The organism is Caldisericum insulae, assembly GCF_047785965.1.
Taxonomy (GTDB): Bacteria; Caldisericota; Caldisericia; order Caldisericales; family Caldisericaceae; genus Caldisericum; species Caldisericum exile_A.
Map to the genome: position 1 here is coordinate 68,634 of NZ_JBLOBF010000005.1, position 18,772 is coordinate 87,405.

Consider the following 18,772-nt stretch of genomic DNA (forward strand, 5'->3'; position numbering starts at 1 on the left):
GGTGATATTATGAAAAAGGTTGAAGTTCATGAAGCTATAAATAAGCCTCTTGCAACTGATGTTACAATGATTGAAGACTTCAAGAAGAGCGTTCTTTTTAAAAGAGGTCATATTATTTCTGAAAGTGATATTCCAAAACTTCTTTCAATTGGAAGACACTATGTATGGATCGAAGATGAAGATAGTAGTCTTGTCCATGAAGATGATGCGGGAATCTTTTTAATGGAATCAATTAAAGGGGATAATCTTGGCTTTACTTTGCCTCAAGAGTCAAAGGTAAAGCTTATTGCTGAAACTGACGGCGTTTTAGTTGTGAATACTCAAGGACTTTTCAAGATAAACGAAATTGAAGATGTTGTTGTTGCAACTAAGCGTCCTTTTACTTTTGTTAAAAGTAGGACACCTGTTGCAATTGGAAAAATTATGCCTAAGGAAATCTCGAAAGAAATCCTTTTAGAAGTTGAAAATATTGCAAATATGTATAAGCCTATTGTTGATTTAAAACCGATTACTCCTCACAAAATTGCACTTTTTCCTGTTGGCAACGAATTTATTGAAGGTTTAAGAGAAGAGGTTTTGAGTTTTAAAATTAAAGAATATCTTGAAAGTCTTGGGCAGGAAATTGTTTTAAGAGAGATTCTTCCAGATAATGATGAAAAAATTAAAGGCGCTGGATTAAAGGCATTTGAGAAAGGTGCAGATATTGTGATTTATATGGGAGGAATGGCAGTTGACCCCGACGATAGAACTGTTCCAGGAATTAAACTTATGGGAGTTGAAGTTGTAAAATATGGTGTCCCAATTTTTCCTGGATTTACCTTTCTTTTAGGTTATTTAAAGGATAAGGTTGTACTTGGTATTCCTTCCTCTTCAGGCATTACAAAAGAAGGCACAAGTTTCCACTTCATTATGCCAATAATTTTGTCCAATTATCGAATAACAAAAAACGATCTTATCAAGTTTTCTCTTGGTGGATACCTAACTTAGAGAGATGTATAAGGCTATTTTTATGTTTTTCCTTATTTAGAAAAGAGGCACACCTCTTTCTAACTTACTCCTATGGCTTCTCTTGGACTTCCCTAAAAGGAGGATAATCCTCATCGCTTCGTTCCTCGGATTGACAATTCTTTGATGTATTTTGGGGGAGTTTTGAGGGGGCGGTTTGTTGTCCCCTCAAAATGGTTGTCATATCGAGCGAAGCGAGATATCTCCTCTGTTTATATTGAAGGGATAAAAGTCCCTCCTTCGAACTACCCCAAAAGGAGGAGATTTCTCACTTACTCGAAGGGATAAAAGTCCCCCTTCGAACTACCCCCAAAGGAGGAGGTTTCTTATTACTAGAAGGGGTAAAAGACCCCCTTCGAACTACCCCAAAAGGAGGAGATTTCTCCTCACTACGTTCGTCGAAATGACTGGTTGTGTCATTCAGAAGTCAATTTTTCCTTGTCATTCCGAAAGCAATTTCTGTCATTCTGAAGCCAATTTTTATTTGTCGTTCCGAAGCCGAAGGCGAGGAATCTCCTCAGTTTTGGGGGAGTTTTGAGGGGGCGGTTTGTTGTCCCCTCAAAACGGTTGTCATTCCGAGGTGGCATAGCCACGAGGAATCTCCTATTTTAATGGGAAAAATATACCTCCCTCTCCTATTTCCCCAAAAGAGGAGTCTCCTTACTACGTATGGAATGACTAATTGGTGTAGTCTGCAGGATGTTATTCCTTCTATTTCTAATGATGTTGGTTTTTCAAAAAGAAACTTCATAGCGCAACGAAAATGGAAAATACCTTGCAAATTTTTCAGTTTTTTATCCTACTTTAAATTTAAAAATTTCTCGAAAGAGGCTAAACAAGCGCAAAACCAGTTATTGCAAATCTACCTTGAGGAATTTGATGTTTAATAATTTTCTTTTTAATTGGAGCTTTTAAAGAATTAATAACATCAACAACACAGTTAATTTAATAAGAAGCGAAATTGCAGTAATAACTTATGTAAAATTTTTAAAATGGTAAACCTTTTTAATGGTTAAGCCTATAAATACTAATTGCAACAGTGAAAAAAAATAGTAATAAACCACCACTGAAGATGATAAAATATTATTTGAAAAGCCCTTAATATGGATTGAATTGAATTATTTGCTAATGGTTGAGATTTAACTTCAAGATCTGAGAGGATTGCAAGCTTTCTTAAACAAAGGGTTTTGTTTCGGTGTTAAAAGGATAAGTAAATGAGAAAGAAATTTATAAGTGATGATTTTTTAATTCAGTCCAAAAATCTCCCTTCTTTTACATTATCCTCAATTACTTTTAACAAAGTGAGATGAGTTTTATTAACTCTCTTTAACAAAATAGCAGAGAATTATTATAATATATTTATGAGAACAAAAATCAAAGGAGGTAAAAAGTGGAAAAGAAACTCGATCAAACACAGGCTTTGATTGAAGCAGAAAGATGTCTCTATTGCTATGATGCACCATGTGAAAAGGCATGTCCTGCACATGTACCCGTGCCTGAGTTTATCCAATCAATCAGAAGTGGAAATATTAAAGGTGCAAGAGAGCTTGTGAGCCTTGCAAATCCATCAATTGAGGTTTGTGGAGAGGTGTGCCCTGAGGAGCAATTTTGCCAATCTGTTTGCACAAGAGCAAAGATTGATTCCCCAATCAAAATTAGAGAACTTCACAAATTTGTAACTGACAATGTAAAACTAAAAGATCTTGAACTTGATTTGCCGCCATTGAATGGAAAGAAGGTTGCAATTATTGGCGGTGGTCCTGCAGGACTTGCCTGTGCAAGAGAACTACGTAGATATGGTATTAAATCTGTCATCTTTGAGAAGAAAGAACTTGGTGGAATCCCAGTGCAAGAAATTTCCAAAGAGCGACTTTCCGATGAAATTTCAAGAGGCGAAGCGAAACAGATCCTTGAGTTGTTTGATGCGGAAGTAAGGGACAAGAAGATTACAAGTCTAAATGAGCTTGGAAATGAATTTGACGCTGTATTTATAGGAACAGGCTTGACCGAGGAACTTGAACTTGATGTAAAGGGTGTAAATATTCAAAGTGTTTATACAGCAAGGAAGCTTCTAAAAACTATAAAATCTGGTATGAAAACAAACTTAGGAAAAAGGATTGGTGTAATAGGTGGCGGAAACGTTGCAGTGGAAGTGGCTGCCGCATTAAAGAGAGAAGATCCATCAAGAGATGTTGAAGTTGTTTATCGTAGAGGCTTAAAGGAATTAAGAGCTTTTAAAGATGAAATTGAGGAAGCCCTTGAACTGGGAGTTGCATTCCAATTCCTCGCAATACCGATTGAAATTAAGGGCACTGAAAAAGTTGAAGGACTTGTCTTAAGGAGAGCTCGTCTTGGTGAACCAGATGCAAGTGGTAGGCGTACATTTGAAGAAGTGCCAAATTCTGATTTCTTCATTCCTTTTGATAGTATCGTAATAGCAATAGGACAGAAACCATCTGATGTATTCTCTGAACTTGAAAAAACAAATAATGGGCTAATTAAAGTTAATGAAAATCTTGAAACCTCTAAACATGGAGTATTTGCAGGTGGTGATATTGTAAGAGGTGCTTCGACGATTGTAGAAGCTGTTTCGGATGGTAAGAAGGCAGCACAGTCAATTTTAAAATACATTGAAGGAGGGAAAAATGTTTAAGAAAGTCGATATATCAATTGACTTTTTAGGCATTCATCTTGATTCGCCATTCATTCTTTCTGCTGCGCCTCCAACTGATGAACTTGAAATGGCAGAAAGAGGGCTTGAAGCAGGTTGGGCTGGGGTTATTCTTAAAACAACATCCGTTGAAGGAAACCCCGTCGAGCTTAAAAATCCGATGATGTCATCTTTTGGACCAATGAGCAAGAAGGTCGTTGGGCTTGGAAACATTGACCTTATTTCACATCATCATATTGATGTAGTTGAAGAAAGAGTTCGATACCTTAAAAAGAAATTTCCGAATAAAATGATTGCCGCATCTATTATGGGAGCATCAAAGGAAGATTGGCAAACACTTGTATGGAGATTAAAGAAGGCAGGTGCAGATCTCATTGAATGTTCCTTTAGTTGCCCTCAAGGAAGTATGGGCGAAGAGCCTGGAAAGATGCTTGCGCAGAGCGTTGAAGCAACTGAAAAAGTTACGCGTTGGGTGAAGGAAGCAGCTGATACAACACCAGTTCTAATTAAAATAACTCCACAAGTGACCGATATTGTGGAGGTTGCAAAGGCAGTTAAAAGAGGTGGCGCAGATGGTATTACAGCTTCAAATACAATTCCATCTCTTACAGGTGTAGATATCTATACATTTGAACCATATCCAACACTTTTTGGTGAGGGTGCATATTCTGGTTTGTCTGGTCCTGCAATTAAGCCTATAACTTTAAGGACAATTGCAGAAATCGCAAAGAATGTGGATATTGTAATTTCCGGTAATGGTGGTGCTTTTAATTGGCGCGATGCCGTTGAATTTATGGCAGTTGGTGCATCAAATGTCCAATTCTGCACGCTTCCAATGCACTATGGCTTTAGAACAATAAGAGACCTTAGAAGTGGTCTTGAACACTATCTTAAGGAAATGGGATTCACAAGTCCAATGGAGATTGTTGGCAAGGCATTGAAGAACATAAAGAACCAGGAAGATCTTGTTAAACCAGAAACAAAATCAGAGATTAACTACGATAAATGCATTGGCTGTGGTCTTTGCTTTGCAGCCTGTAACGATGGTGGACATATGGCAATTTCTTGGGATTCAGAATTGCGTAAGCCGACAGTGAATGAGGACAAATGTACTGGTTGTGCAATGTGTATGCAGGTTTGCCCTGTTGATGCAATAAGGATGAGAGAAAAATTTGATTCAAAGGTTCATTACTTTGCAGAAAGAAGGTGAAAACTTGAAAGAGGTAAGTATTAATTTTAAATTAAATGGCAAGGAGTATAACCTTACGGTACCGACTAACCTTACACTTCTTCAGATAATTCGTGAAAAACTTGATTTAACTGGTACTAAAAGAGGATGTGGAAAAGGAGAATGTGGAGCTTGCACTGTAATTTTCAATGGAAGAACTGTCAACTCTTGCCTTGTTCTTGCCCCAAAGGTTGATGGCGCAGAGGTTATAACAGTTGAGGGAATTGGAACTTTTGAAAACCCCCATCCTATACAGGAGGCGTTTGTCGAGGAAGGCGCCGTTCAGTGTGGTTTTTGCACACCCGGTTTTGTTGTATCTGCCTACGATCTTCTTTCTAAAAATCCTCATCCAACAGAAGATGATATCCGAGAAGGGCTTTCTGGCAATCTCTGTAGATGCACTGGATACATAAAGATCATTAATGCAGTTAAAAAGGCTTCAGAAAAATTAAATGGATAAATACATTTCAGGAGTTCTATTATCTGCTGGAAAATCGGAAAGAATGGGGGAGATGAAAGCGCTTCTCTCCCTCAATAATAAACTTGTTATCGAAAAACTCATTGAAGAGTACTTGGATACTCCTATTGATGAACTTATTGTGGTTGTTGGCTTTAATGGTCAAAAACTTGAATCAATTATAAAAAGTTTGTTTCAAACGGATAAATTAAAGGTCGTTTATAACGAAAAATATGAAGAAGGAATGTTTTCTTCGGTTGTAAAAGGCGTTGAATCTGCTACATTTGATAATGTTCTTCTTGGGCTTGTTGATAATCCTCTTATAAATAGTGATATTATTAAAAGATTGCTTAATGAATTTGATTTTGAGCATATTGTTATTCCCTCTTATAACAAGAAAGGTGGACATCCGGTTTTGTTTCCAAAGTTTGTAAAAGATGCAATACTTTCAGGTAAGTATGAAACTTTAAAGGAAGTTTTTGATTCATTCAAAGAAAAAGTTGATTATGTTGATGCGCCAATTGAAGTTACCATTGATATGGATACAAAAGAGGATTATGAAAAAATTCTCCGATTTTTAGAGGGAGGCTCATATGATTAATGTATACGAAAAGATGGCAGAACTTATAAAGAAGGGTACGGAATTTGTTTTTGTTGTGGTTGTGAATGCAGAAGAATCAACCGCAGGGAAAAAGGGCTTCAAGATGATTGTCCTTAAAGACGGCTCATTCTATGGGACAGTTGGTGGTGGCACACTTGAAAAAGATGCAATCGAAATTGCGAAAGAACTTTTTAAAACTAAAGGTACTTACTACAAAAAATATGTCCTTAAAGAAGGCGATCCCCTTTCTTTGGGAATGGTCTGTGGTGGGGAGGTTGAATTGTACTTTGAATATGTTGGCACAAAAAGACAAATGGTGATCTTTGGAGCAGGACATCTTGGAAAGGCACTTTACGAAGTTGCTAAGGTCTCAAAAGAGTATGATTTTGTGGTTATTGATGAGCGTCCTGACTTTGCAAATGAAGAAAATTTCCCTAATACAACAATCTTCAATGGTGAAGGAATTTATAAAAGAGTTTCTGAACTTCCCATTCGTGATGGTGCAGAGGTTGTTATCTTAACTCCAGGTGGCGAAAATGACCCTTATATTCTAAAAGGTCTTTATGACAAGAATGTGTCATATACTTATATAGGGATGATAGGAAGCCTCAATCGAAGAAATAAATGCTTTGAAAAGGCTACGGAATTAGGAGTGTCAAAAGAATTTTTAGATAAGATCTTTGCACCTGTTGGTCTTGCTATTGGTTCTGAGACTCCGTTTGAGATTGCGATTGCAATTTTGGGCGAAATTATTGCCCTTAAAAAGGGCTATATAGATAAAGTTTTAACAGAAAGGAGTGCACATGAAAGAACTTGATTATTTTTTTCCAAAAACATTAGAAGAAGCACTTCAAATTAAAAATGAATTAAAAGGCAGTATTAGAGTTATTGCAGGCGGGACAGACCTTGTTGTTCGTCTGAAGCAGGATCAGGTAAACGAAGATATGTTGCTTGATGTTTCAAGGTTAGAAGAGTTAAAAGGGATAGAGGATAAAGGCGACATGATTTATATTGGCGCAGGAACAACCCACACAGAAATTCTTGAGAATTCTTTGATTAAAGATAAGGCTCCAATTCTGTATGATGCAGTTAAATCCATTGGCTCGCCTCAAATAAGGAATATTGGAACAATTGGGGGAAATGTTGCGAATGCTTCTCCTGCGGGAGATTCAATCCCAGCGCTTTTTGTCCTTCTTGCAAAACTTCATCTAAAAAGTGTTGATGGTGTTAGATCTGTGCCAATTGAAGACTTTTTCCTTGGCCCAGGAAAAACCGCAATTAAAGATAATGAGATCATTATCGGTATTGAATTAGATAAGATGCAGGAAAAAGACATCGGCTTCTTTAGAAAGGTAGGTCAAAGAAAGGGTACCGCAATTTCTGTTGTAAATGCTGCAGTAAGGCTTACTAAGGATAGCGTACCAAATAAATTCTCAAAGGCATTTGTTGCCTTAGGTGCTGTTGCTCCAACGGTTGTTAGAGCAAAGATTGTTGAAAATGCCATTTTAAGCGAGACTCTCGATTCTCTTGACAAGATTATGTACATTTCAAGATTAGTTTATAGAGAGGTTTCTCCTATAACTGATGTAAGGGGTTCTCTTGAATATAGGCGTGATGTCTCTATAAACATTGTATATGAAGGGCTTGCAGACCTCTTTTTAAATGGGTTTAGGAGGTAAGAAATGGAAGAAATGAGATATATAGGAAAGCCAATACCTCGTATTGATGCACTTGAAAAGGCAACAGGAAAAATTAAATATATGTCTGATCTTAAACTCCCAAATATGGTGTTTGGAAAGATCTTGAGAGCTAAGTACCCACATGCAAAGATTTTAAAAATAGATACATCAAAGGCTGAAGCACTTCCAGGGGTTGTTACTGTAATTACACATAAGGATGTACCTGGCGTAAATGGTTTTGGTATTGTTGTTCCTGATATGCCTGTGCTCTGTAAGGACAAGGTGCGTTATATTGGTGATGCAGTTGCAGCTGTTGCAGCAGAAACTGAGGATATTGCAGAAAAGGCAATAAAACTCATTGAAGTGGAGTACGAACCTCTACCTATTGTAGATGATCCAGAAGAGGCAATGAAAGAGGATGCACCAAAAATTCACGAAGAGGGAAACATACATTTACATACCGAGATAACCCGAGGAGATGTAGAGACTGCCTTTAAAGAGGCTGATTTAGTAATTGAAGAAACATTCTTTACAGGAAGGCAAGATCATACACCTCTTGAAACCGAAGGCGGCGTAGCCTATGTAGATGAAGATGGCATTTTACACGTTTATGTAGGCTCTCAATATCCCCAAAGAGACCAACTCCAGCTTGCAAGATGCCTCAACTGGAATCCAAAGAAAATCCATGTTGTTTCCTATCCTGTTGGTGGAGCCTTTGGTCGTAAGGACGAACTTTCAATACAACCTATTCTTGCTCTTCTTGCGATAAAGGCAAAACGCCCTGTGAAAATTACTCTTTCAAGAGAAGAATCAATTATTGCATACTGGAAAAGACATCCCTTCAAGATGCGTTATAAAGTAGCATTCAAGAAAGATGGAACACTTCTTGGTGTTGATGCATATCTTGTTGAGGATAAAGGTGCATATTCCTCATTAGGTGGTCCTGTATTAAATTTGGCAGTGGAGCATGCCTGTGGTCCATATCGAGTTGATAATGTCCATGTAGATGGCTATGCAGTATTTACAAATAACGGTATTGCAGGTGCGTTCCGTGGATTTGGTGCACCTCAAACTGCATTTGCAATTGAAACAATAATGGATATTGCCTCTCGAAAATTAGGCATTGACCCAATTGAACTTAGAAAAAAGAATGCGCTAAGAAAAGGTGATAGAACCTCTATTGGTAATGTTCTTACAACATCAGTTGGAACTGAACTTGTCCTTGATGCATTAAAAGAATCCTATATCTGGAAAAATAGAGATACTTTAATAAAAGTACAGCCGAAACCATGGCTTAAGCGTGGTGTTGGGATGGCGCTAACATATCAAGGGACTGGGCTTGGTGTTGGTATTCCTGACTATGGTGGTGCAATACTCAACATGAACGAGGATGGTGGATTTACTGTAAGGATAGGAACAGTTGATTATGGACAGGGTATCGGTACTTCCTATGCACAGATTGTTGCAGAATCAATGCGTGTCCCGATTGAAAAAGTAAAGGTTGTATTGGGTGATAGTTTCCTTGCAGCAGATTCAGGACCAACAAGCGCCTCACGTGGAGTTTATACAGGCGGTAAGGCAGCCGTTATTGCGGCAGATAAAATGAAGGAAATTCTGAAGGAAAAAGCAGCCGAATTACTAAAAGTAGACCCAGAAAGACTTGATTTTGATTTTGGATATGTTGTAGACAAAGAAACTGGAAACAAAATATCCTATGAAGAACTTGCTCATACTTTTAAAGAGAGCGGAAATCTTCCTGAAACTGAGGGGTATTTCCTTGTCCCAACTTCGGATATGAAGCTCGAAAGTGCCTTCGGGCTTCCACACCATATATTTGCATTTTCAGCACATGCAGCCTATGTTGAAGTTAACACACTTACAGGAGAAGTAACCGTAATCGAAGGTGCAGAGGCGGTTGATGGTGGTGTTATCATAAATAGACAAGGTTATGAAGCGCAGGTTGAAGGTGGTTTTGTGATGGGTATGGGTTATGGTCTTATGGAACACACTATTATTGAAAATGGTATTGTAAAGAATCCTAACTTCTCAACATATATTATTCCAACGATTAAGGATGTTCCCAAACGAATTGAGGCAATTCCGGTTATAAACCCAGAGGACACTGGTCCATTTAGATCCAAAGGTATTGCTGAAACTGTAATGGTTGCAACAGCACCCGCAATAACTAATGCGATTTATGATGCAACAGGTGCAAGAATCTTTAGAATTCCTGCAACTCCAGAAGTTGTCTACTTTGCAATTAAGGAGAGCCAAAATGAGGACATTGATTAAGAATATCGATGCACTTGCAACCTTTGATAATAACGGAAGAGAATTAAAGAATGCGTGGATCGAGATTGAAGATAACATCATAAAGGCAATTGGGGTTAACGAACCTCCTCAGGATGCATTTGATAAAGTAATTGATGCAAAAGGGATGGTTATGCTTCCTGGGTTTGTAAATACGCACCACCACTTTTATCAATCTCTTTTTAGGGCGGTTCCTGCTGTGCAAGATGCAAAACTCTTTGATTGGCTTGTTTATCTCTATGAGCGTTGGAAGTATATTGACGAGGAAGCGGTATATGTATCATCAATTGTTGCAATTCTTGAGATGATGAAATCAGGTGTTACGACAACAACCGATCATCTATATTTATTTCCAAAAGGACATCCAAATCTCTATGATGCAGAAGTTGAGGGTGCAAAATTAACAGGCGTAAGATTTTATGGAACAAGGGGAAGCATGTCTCTATCTAAAAAGGATGGAGGTCTTCCTCCTGATTCTGTTGTGCAAACAGAAGAAGAAATTTTAAAGGACTATGAAAGGGTTATAAAACTCTATCATGACCCAAAACCATTTTCCATGAGTAGAGTTGCTCTTGCACCATGTTCTCCTTTTTCTGTTACAAAAGAGCTAATGATTCTTACAAGAGAGTTTGCAGAAAAACACGACCTGCTTCTCCACACCCATCTTGCAGAAACAAAAGATGAAGATGAATTTTGCCTTGAAAAATTTGGGAAACGCCCTGTTGACTATATGGAAGAGTTAGGATGGCTTTCAGATAGAGTATGGTTTGCCCATCTTGTGCATTTAACAGATGCTGACATTAAGAAACTTTCCGATGCCCGTGTTGGAATGGCACACTGTCCCACATCAAATATGCGTCTTGGCTCTGGCATTTCGCCTGTTTTTAAGATGAAAAATACAAATATGCGTATTGGGCTTGCAGTTGATGGAAGTTCCTCAAATGATACTGGAAATTTCCTACTTGAAATAAGAAATGCAATGCTTCTTCAGAGAGTTGCCTTTGGTGAAAGTGCATTAACTGCAAGAGAGGCTCTCAAATTGGCAACCTTAGGTGGTGCATCTGTGTTCAGAATGGAAAAAGAAATTGGTTCAATTGAAGTAGGTAAGGCTGCCGACATCATAGGGTTTAAACTTGATGACCGCCTTGAATTTGCAGGTGGGTTATCTGATCCTTTTGGTGCGCTTGTCTTTTGTGATGCAAAAGGTGTTGATTTTTCAATGATAAATGGAAATGTAGTTATTGAAGATGGGCATTTTGTTCACATTGATGAGGAAACATACATACAAAAACAAAACGAGATTTCAAAAAAGTTATTGTCAATGGAATAAAAGAAAGAATATTTAAATTTGGGGGCATTAAGCCCCCTTTTTAATTTGTTTCGATATTATACAAATTTCTTATGACAAAACTTGATATTTTATTAACAAATTCGAGCGTTAAATATCTTGTATCTTGAAGGATTAATAAGATTGATAAAGCGATTGTTGTTGAGCATTTAACAAGAGTGTTTAAAAAGGTGAAGGGAAGTTTTTTGCACTTCACGGCATCTTATTTTGAGGTAAATTACGGCGAAATTTTCGGTTTTTTAGATCCAAACGGTGCATCTTTTGATGTTTTCTCAATTCTAAGGCATTCCGACGGATGAAGTAAATAAGAAGATTGAGCAACTACCTTAAACTTGTAGATATGTGGGACTCGAAAGATTCACTTTTAAACATATTTTAAACTGGTATGATGCAAAAGATAAACCTTGTTTGGGGACTTATAACAGAACCAAAGACTTTGTTTTTAGATGTGTGAACCATTGGGCTCGATGTTGAAGCGGCACGTACCATAAGAAAGATCGTCTCAGAATGGGTAAGATAAAAGCCAAATAGTACCGTCCTCCTTACAACTCGTTACATGGCGGAATCAGAAGACTTTTTGACAGGATTGAAATAATAAATAAAGGTAAGATTGTTGCACTTGACCCACCATTTATAATAAAACGGCATCCTTTATTTTCATTTTTCACCTCTGAAACATAATAATCTTTGGGAACATTTCCCGATTTTAAGATATCTAATAAGTTGGAGGTGATGGGTGTGAGGGAGAAAATCATATTAACCTTGATTCTTTCAGTCTTTGTGGTGGCTTTGGGATGCACTAAACCAAAAGGAAACTATACTGAAAAATTGAAGGAGGGTTGTGTTGAGGCAACTATTACAGGCATAAAACTTGATATCGGGAGACTTGAAAATTATCTTGTGCTACCAGATCTTCAAAATAAGGCTCAAGTAGAAGCCCACCTTTCGAAACTTTACGAAGATTTAAAGAAGTATCAAAATATGAGAATAGAAGAATATGCACTTCCTCAACCTCTTCACATTAGAGGTTATATTAATGAACCTTATGTAGTTAATACAATTATCTATCTTGAAAAGCAGTCAATGTCAGGACCTTTTTATCATGCAGTAAAGGTGATGGGCGATAGAGGAGCGGAAATTAAACCTAAGGAAATTTATGAATTTACCATATATCCACTTTATCGAAGGTATTATCCATTTGAAGATTGGTATGTTTTAATTGAAAGTTTTGAAAAGTAGAATTTTGAATTTTTTCCTTGTTTTTTTGAAGCTTTTTTGTAAAATTATTTAAAAGCATAAGATAAGGAGGATTTTTGTGAAAATTTTAGTTATAAATCCTGGCTCAACTTCTACAAAAATAGCAGTTTATGATATGGATAAAGAGTTGTTTTCAAAATCAATTGAACACTCGAAAGAAGAACTTGCACCATTTAAAAAGATTTCAGATCAGCTTGAATTTAGAAAAGAAACAATCCTTAAAGCTCTTAAAGAGGCAGGATTTGACCTAAGTGAATTTGCCTGTATCTCCGCAAGAGGTGGGAATATTCACCCAGTTCCCTCTGGCACTTACATAGTAAATGAAAAAATGGTCCAGGATATGCTTTCTCTTAAGTATGGAGCACATCCATCAAATCTTGGAGCACCGATTGCATATGAACTTGCGAGGCAATACAATATCCCTGCCTTTATTGTTGACCCGGTTGTAGTGGATGAGATGGAGATGGTAAATAAAATTACAGGGCTTAAGGGGATTTTTAGACAGGCGAAAGATCATCCTTTGAATCAAAAGGCAGTTTCAAGAGAAGTTGCAAAATCCTTAGGTAAGAAGTATGAGGAGTGTAATTTTGTGGTTGCGCATCTTGGTGGCGGGATTTCCGTTGCAGCACACAGAAAAGGGCGGATCATTGATGTTAATAACGCCTTAAATGGAGATGGTCCGTTTTCTCCAGAGCGCGCAGGTGATTTGCCAAATGTTTCTGTTGTTGAGATGTGCTTTTCAGGAAATTACACTAAAGAAGAAATTCTTAAGATGCTTGCAGGAAACGGTGGATTTGTGTCACACCTCGGCACAAATTCCTTAAAAGAAGTTTTATCGAGAATTGAGCAAGGTGATGAATACGCAAAACTTGTATATGATGCAATGGTGCTACAGATTTCAAAGTGGATTGGTATAATGGCAGTTGTTCTTAAGGGTGAAGTTGACGGGGTAATTCTTACAGGTGGTATGGCAAAGTCAGAAAAACTTGTAAACGACATAAAAGAGTATGTAAAGTTTATTGCGCCAGTTTATACCGTCGCTGGTGAGTTTGAGATGAAAGCCCTTATGGAAGGTGCCCTTCGGGTTTTAAGGGGTGAAGAAGAAGCAAAAACTTATGAATAAACGAAGGGAACTTTTTCGACACATTTTGTATCTAATATGTTCATATTTCACCTAAAAACGGTGGGGTATTAAGCGATAATGATTTAAAAGCGTATCCCGAGATTCTTAAGGTAAATGATTTTGAATCGCTTTTAACCATTACAAGTAGGTATATTATCCCTATCTGGATTGATAAAGATGCAATAGATATGCTTCCAGAAGGTTGGATTAATGAATTTCCACAAAAATTTTATCCAGTTATATTTGTAGGATATGGAAATCCCCTTTATGCAATGCGCGACAAACTTGAACTACCTATTTTTGGACCCTATGTGGATTGGAGCAAACAAGATTTAGAACAGGGATTTTGTACCTGGATGATCACGGTAACTGCAGAAGGTGGTATATCTTCGACTCTTAAAGGATATAAAGGGGATGTAAATATTTCTAAGATTCTTGAAATGAGTAACAGCCTATTTAAGGAATGCTTCAGAATTCTTAAATACACAAATAATGAGTATGGTTTTAATTTTTACTTGCCTTTGACGTGGAACGGCTATAAGGTAATAGAGGATAAATGGACTGGTTACAAATTTGGTGCAAGTGGTGATGAGATTGCTGAAACTGGTCCTATCTTGATAATAAGAGACTCAGAGTGGACTGAAGAAGAGACAACTCAGGTTATTCCTACCTAAATTGAGCGATTTTTTATCACTCTATGAAATTTTAGTACTTTTTGAAAAAAATCGTAACATTGATAAATTGCCCCACAGAAAAACCTATTCTAAAAAATTCAAATCATTTAATAAAAATCTTCTAACTTATTTCCGCTTTTTACTCAAATTTTTCGCAAAAAATCTTTTTGTCGCATTTACTCTTTTCTAATCACACTCTTTTTCAGTGATTTTACCTTACTTCCCCGCAAGAATCTTTCGCCCCTTGTGCATATTTATATATGAGTGGTGGAGTTAGCGTCATAATCTGAGATCCGTCTCTCCGATCAAAAAATCTAACACTTGGAGGTGCATAGATGACTGTAGTTGAAAATCCAGGAAGTCTGGAAATTGTGTTCACTCTTCCAGACTCATCTTTGTCGTCTTTATTGATGGTGCCGAGAGAATGGAGACTCTCAAAACCACGAAAAACAATTTGCCTATATTTAAGTATGCTTCCAAATTGGGAAAGTAGCTGATAACAAAAAGATAGAAAGCAAATACAAAGACAGCAAAACTTACAGCGATGCAAAACGACGAAAAACGAAAATAGTCTATTCAGAGAAAATAAAAGAAGCTTTGGGTACTGGGAGATAATTCTTCCGTTTCTCTATATACAAACTTTGGAAGGGCGATCTGTCTTTGATGCAAGCTAATGAGGACTTCTCATTGCTTTAATCTATACACACGATCTATCCTTCACTCTTACTCATACTCTCTTAATATTATCTCCATATATTGTACGAAAATCGACACGAAAAATTTGGAGACAAGCCTCAAATGTATTGTAACTTGTTCAAGACTTCGCATTCCCATAGCAAACCTCCCCTATTTACTACTATTCCCACTTAAATGTTAAAGCTGATATAAAGAATGACACAATAAGGATAATAAAAAGCACTATAATATCTCTTGTACAGTTAGATAAATTGCTTCCAAGCCAGGTATTTTTAAGCAAATCCACCACATAGGTAAGAGGTACAATTTTTGAGATTGAGATCATAATCTTTGGCATAACCTCAAAGGGGATCGTCGCGCCACTAAGGAAAAGCATTGGAAAGTATACCAAGTTTGCAATGGCAGTTGCAGCCAGTGCATTTGGAGCGATACTTGCTATGAGAAAACCAAAAGAAAAGATGCTGAATATGGAAAGAAGAAACGCTAAAATGAATGAAGGTCCTGTAGCCAAATAATGAAGGTTAAAAACAAGTTTGCCTGTAATGACAAGTAGCAAAAGTCCTATGAGCGTGGTAACAAAATTTACCATAACTTGAGAGACAATTATATAATAAGGCTTCAGAGGTGTAGCCATAAACCTTTTCAGGATTTTTCTATCTCTGTATTCCGCAATTGTTAAAGGTAGATTCATTAACCCTGTTACTGCTATGATCATTCCAACATATGACGGCACCATTACATCGACAGTGCCGTGACCTCCGTAGAACGGAGTAGGCTTATTCCCATATATACCACCAAACATGAGAAGCATAAACACAGGAAACGCAAAAGAAAAGAAAGCCACGACAAAATTCCTCAAAGTAAGTTTGAATTGGACTTTTGTCAATTCAAATAGCGCTTTCATGCTTTATCCCCCTCATACTTACGGCCTGTCAATTTCAGAAAAACATCCTCAAGGTTTGGAGTTTTTGTTTGCAAATTCTTATAATTCGTTCCTTTAGCCTGCAGATAGCTTACTACGTTTTGCAAGAAGTCTCTACCTTTCCCATAAACAATAATTTCACTTTGGTTTCTTAGAACATCTAGAACACCTTTAATGCTCTTTAATTCTTCAATATTAGATACATCTCCCTCAAAGATAATTCTTTCCTCAATTCCACTGGATTCTATAAGATTACGGGGAGTATCAAGCGCTACAATCTTACCGTGATCCATAATTGCAACTCTATCACAAAGATATTCTGCTTCCTCCATATAGTGAGTCGTTAAAAATACCGTTCTTCCTTCGTCTCTCAACCCTTTAATTAATTCCCACATTGAGTGCCTTGCCTGCGGGTCAAGCCCTGTGGTAAGCTCATCAAGGAACACAATTTTCGGGTTCGAAACGAGCGCAAGGATAATTGAAAGCTTTTGCTTCTGTCCACCGGAGAGTCTTGAAACATAAGAGTTTCTCTTTTCTGTAAGTTCAAATTTGTCCAGAAGCTCTGAGTAAGGAAGAGGGTTACTATAGAACGAAGAGAAGAGATTGCAGATTTCCCATACTTTAATCTTTGGGTCGTAAGAAGTTTCTTGAAGTTGAACACCAATAAGCTCATAGAGTTTTTCTCGCTCTTTGTAAGGCTCAAGCCCGAGTACGCTTATCGTTCCTCCGTCTGGTTTCCTTAAGCCTTCAATACACTCAATTGTCGTTGTCTTACCTGCACCGTTTGGTCCAACCATTCCAAAGATTTCTCCTTCGTTAATATCAAAACTAATTCCGTCAACGGCACGTAGAGTCCCGTAATCCTTAGTGAGATTTTGCACAGCAATGGCTTCCATAAATTGCCTCCTTAAAAACACTTATTTATTATTTCCCGAATTGAGCAATTTTTCATCGCCCTATCACTCTAAGAGATGTTAACGCTTTTTTGAAAAAAATGCAAGTTTACCTTTATAAGTTTTTCACCAGGGTTTTTACCTGTCCAAAAAGCTTCTTCTGGGGTTCCTTTCTTTTCAAAGACATTAAGAGAGACAAATGCATCACTTCCGATAAGTGCTATATCATTCACAATAACATACTTCCCATCAAAATTAGTTGGAATTACAGTTTCAAGTTTATGAGTCTTTTATTTATTGCAAAGCACTCGGCAGGTACACCTACGGGGTTTTCAACTGCTTTAAAAAGAATCCAATTATCATTCATTTCAATTTTATCAATATTTATCCAGTCTTTTTTAATTTCGATTGTATAGTCTATTTTACCTGTACTAATGTTGTAAAGAGATATGTATTTAATTGTGCCTGATGGGTTGTTAATAGCATTTTTTTTGAGTTCCACAGGAAAACGCAATTTCATCTTCATAGACTGCAACTGCCCTAATTGCAGGAAATTCATTTTTGATTTCTTTATACTTTAAGGAAGAAAGACTTATTACTTCTGATGCAAGTTTCTTCTGCAAATCTTTTTTAATACTCTCTGAAAGTTCATTGCTATATTCAAACATCTTTGTTTTGTCGTTCCACACATACGCATCAACTTCAATATTAGTAACTTTTCCTGCGTCATCTTTATCAATTACTGACTGATATACCACAAGGTTTGAAGAAGAATCGGCTTTAAACTGAAGTCTTGCTTCATGCTTTATTGAGGCACCGTCACAAAAAAACAATGGAGCAATTTTTCCATCTTTGTCTTTAAAATTTACAAGCTCGAGGTGTCCGTTCAAAGATTTGCATAACGTATAATACTCCGTATACGCACCACCTGTGCCCATATCAACAATTGCAACAGGTTCAGGAGAAGTCCCTCCCGTAAGATACATAACCCTTTGGACATAAGGCTCATTTCTAACACCGATATCACTGAACGCATCGTTAAGAGTATTAAGAAGAGTCTTTCCATCATAAAAGGCAAATTCATTAGAATAAGCATTGTCTATTTTGAACTTCTGAGTTGAAGGATCTTTCTTCACAATAAGAACCACAGGTACTTTTTCTGAAACTTCAAGGGTACCGTTTCCACCACTTGTAACCCACACAACATAGCCTTTTACTTTCACAGTGAACTTATCTAACTTGTTCATCGAAGTAATTTCTATTCTATCAGGCCACGGGCTTGAGCAAACTCTTCCCAGTGCTTTAGAGGGCTCGAAAGTCCATTTTGAAAGCAAATTGTTTGTTAAAAATGGAGAATAAAGTTCCTTTATGTTTTGGGACACAATGTCTGAAAGTGCAACCATATCAACCTTTGAAAGCGTTTTCCCAAACCCTTCAACAAGATTTGTAATTTCAGCCTTTTCAACACTTGTAACATGGCTAAACGTTTTAGGCACTAATAAAACCAAACCTATAATCAAAGCAACCAGGATTACAACAACCCCTGCAATTAAAATCTTTTTACTCATAAATACCTCCTCCTAATATAACTTTTTCCTAAATTGATCGATTTTTTATCACTCTAAAAAATGTTAATACTTTTTTGAAAAAATTGCAAGTTTTTTAACTATATATGAAAAATTTGGAGAATCGCTCAGGTTAGTTTAAAAACTATTTCGGTTGTAATAATGTAGATAATTTTCCCGTTTAGCGCTTCCACAATTGAGTTTATACTAAAAGGATTTGAAAAGGATTACACGGGTCGGCTAATTCTGGATTCATTTTTGCAATTTTTTCCACTTTGCGCCGAGATTTTCTGATTTATAAATTTCGCTGTCTTTGAGTGCAACATAAATCCTTTGAGGGCTC

General features: G+C 37.1%; 18 protein-coding genes. 13 read left to right on the top strand and 5 right to left on the bottom strand.

The genetic code is table 11. The annotated features are described in order from the left end of the window. Positions 1–9: 9 nt before the first annotated feature. The 13 genes from ACMV0E_RS04705 to ACMV0E_RS04765 all read left to right on the top strand — a co-directional run bounded on the left by ACMV0E_RS04705 (position 10) and on the right by ACMV0E_RS04765 (position 14,850). Entirely contained in the window at positions 10–987 is a 978-nt protein-coding gene (locus ACMV0E_RS04705) for a DUF8806 domain-containing protein (protein ID WP_416085219.1), read from the top strand. Between the two features lie 1,408 nt (positions 988–2,395). Beyond that, positions 2,396–3,658, top strand: a complete 1,263-nt coding sequence (locus ACMV0E_RS04710; protein WP_416085220.1) for an FAD-dependent oxidoreductase — start codon at positions 2,396–2,398, stop codon at positions 3,656–3,658. Beyond that, positions 3,651–4,886 carry an NAD-dependent dihydropyrimidine dehydrogenase subunit PreA gene (gene preA / locus ACMV0E_RS04715; RefSeq protein WP_416085221.1) on the top strand — a complete coding sequence of 412 codons (1,236 nt, stop codon included), beginning with the start codon at positions 3,651–3,653 and terminating at the stop codon, positions 4,884–4,886. Before ACMV0E_RS04710 ends, preA begins: the two co-directional genes overlap by 8 nt. A 4-nt stretch (positions 4,887–4,890) precedes the next feature. Then, positions 4,891–5,364, top strand: coding sequence for a (2Fe-2S)-binding protein (locus tag ACMV0E_RS04720; protein ID WP_416085222.1), 474 nt, complete (start codon positions 4,891–4,893; stop codon positions 5,362–5,364). After that, complete coding sequence (locus ACMV0E_RS04725; protein WP_416085223.1) at positions 5,357–5,962, top strand: nucleotidyltransferase family protein; 606 nt, start codon at positions 5,357–5,359, stop codon at positions 5,960–5,962. Before ACMV0E_RS04720 ends, ACMV0E_RS04725 begins: the two co-directional genes overlap by 8 nt. Next, on the top strand, positions 5,955–6,779 hold the full coding sequence (locus ACMV0E_RS04730) for an XdhC family protein (protein WP_416085224.1): 825 nt from the start codon (positions 5,955–5,957) through the stop codon (positions 6,777–6,779). The genes ACMV0E_RS04725 and ACMV0E_RS04730 overlap by 8 nt, the downstream gene beginning before the upstream one ends. Further along, positions 6,766–7,641 (top strand): FAD binding domain-containing protein, encoded by an 876-nt coding sequence (locus ACMV0E_RS04735; RefSeq protein ID WP_416085225.1) that lies wholly within the window; start codon positions 6,766–6,768, stop codon positions 7,639–7,641. Before ACMV0E_RS04730 ends, ACMV0E_RS04735 begins: the two co-directional genes overlap by 14 nt. A 3-nt stretch (positions 7,642–7,644) precedes the next feature. Continuing rightward, the gene (locus ACMV0E_RS04740; protein WP_416085226.1) at positions 7,645–9,933 is read left to right on the top strand and encodes a xanthine dehydrogenase family protein molybdopterin-binding subunit; all 2,289 of its coding nucleotides are present in this window, start codon (positions 7,645–7,647) and stop codon (positions 9,931–9,933) included. Continuing rightward, positions 9,917–11,281, top strand: coding sequence for an 8-oxoguanine deaminase (locus tag ACMV0E_RS04745; protein WP_416085227.1), 1,365 nt, complete (start codon positions 9,917–9,919; stop codon positions 11,279–11,281). The genes ACMV0E_RS04740 and ACMV0E_RS04745 overlap by 17 nt, the downstream gene beginning before the upstream one ends. A 756-nt stretch (positions 11,282–12,037) precedes the next feature. Continuing rightward, positions 12,038–12,538 (top strand): hypothetical protein, encoded by a 501-nt coding sequence (locus ACMV0E_RS04750; RefSeq protein WP_416085228.1) that lies wholly within the window; start codon positions 12,038–12,040, stop codon positions 12,536–12,538. Positions 12,539–12,614: 76 nt separating this feature from the next. Next, on the top strand, positions 12,615–13,679 hold the full coding sequence (buk, locus tag ACMV0E_RS04755) for a butyrate kinase (protein ID WP_416085229.1): 1,065 nt from the start codon (positions 12,615–12,617) through the stop codon (positions 13,677–13,679). Positions 13,680–13,867: 188 nt separating this feature from the next. Continuing rightward, a complete protein-coding gene (locus ACMV0E_RS04760; RefSeq protein WP_416085230.1) occupies positions 13,868–14,353 on the top strand; it encodes a hypothetical protein in 486 nt (161 codons plus the stop codon). A gap of 335 nt (positions 14,354–14,688) precedes the next feature. After that, a complete protein-coding gene (locus tag ACMV0E_RS04765) occupies positions 14,689–14,850 on the top strand; it encodes a hypothetical protein (protein ID WP_416085231.1) in 162 nt (53 codons plus the stop codon). 359 nt (positions 14,851–15,209) lie between these two features. On the opposite strand, the gene ACMV0E_RS04770 is transcribed toward ACMV0E_RS04765, so the two are convergent. The 5 genes from ACMV0E_RS04770 to ACMV0E_RS04790 all read right to left on the bottom strand — a co-directional run bounded on the left by ACMV0E_RS04770 (position 15,210) and on the right by ACMV0E_RS04790 (position 18,432). Then, positions 15,210–15,953: an ABC transporter permease gene (locus ACMV0E_RS04770; protein WP_416085232.1), complete on the bottom strand. Its 744-nt coding sequence runs from the start codon at positions 15,951–15,953 to the stop codon at positions 15,210–15,212. Continuing rightward, positions 15,950–16,867 carry an ABC transporter ATP-binding protein gene (locus ACMV0E_RS04775; protein ID WP_416085233.1) on the bottom strand — a complete coding sequence of 306 codons (918 nt, stop codon included), beginning with the start codon at positions 16,865–16,867 and terminating at the stop codon, positions 15,950–15,952. Before ACMV0E_RS04775 ends, ACMV0E_RS04770 begins: the two co-directional genes overlap by 4 nt. A 68-nt stretch (positions 16,868–16,935) precedes the next feature. Continuing rightward, positions 16,936–17,097: a hypothetical protein gene (locus ACMV0E_RS04780; RefSeq protein WP_416085234.1), complete on the bottom strand. Its 162-nt coding sequence runs from the start codon at positions 17,095–17,097 to the stop codon at positions 16,936–16,938. Between the two features lie 32 nt (positions 17,098–17,129). Continuing rightward, a complete protein-coding gene (locus tag ACMV0E_RS04785) occupies positions 17,130–17,366 on the bottom strand; it encodes a hypothetical protein (RefSeq protein ID WP_416085235.1) in 237 nt (78 codons plus the stop codon). Continuing rightward, positions 17,341–18,432, bottom strand: a complete 1,092-nt coding sequence (locus ACMV0E_RS04790) for a hypothetical protein (RefSeq protein WP_416085236.1) — start codon at positions 18,430–18,432, stop codon at positions 17,341–17,343. The genes ACMV0E_RS04785 and ACMV0E_RS04790 overlap by 26 nt, the downstream gene beginning before the upstream one ends. Positions 18,433–18,772 lie beyond the last annotated feature (340 nt).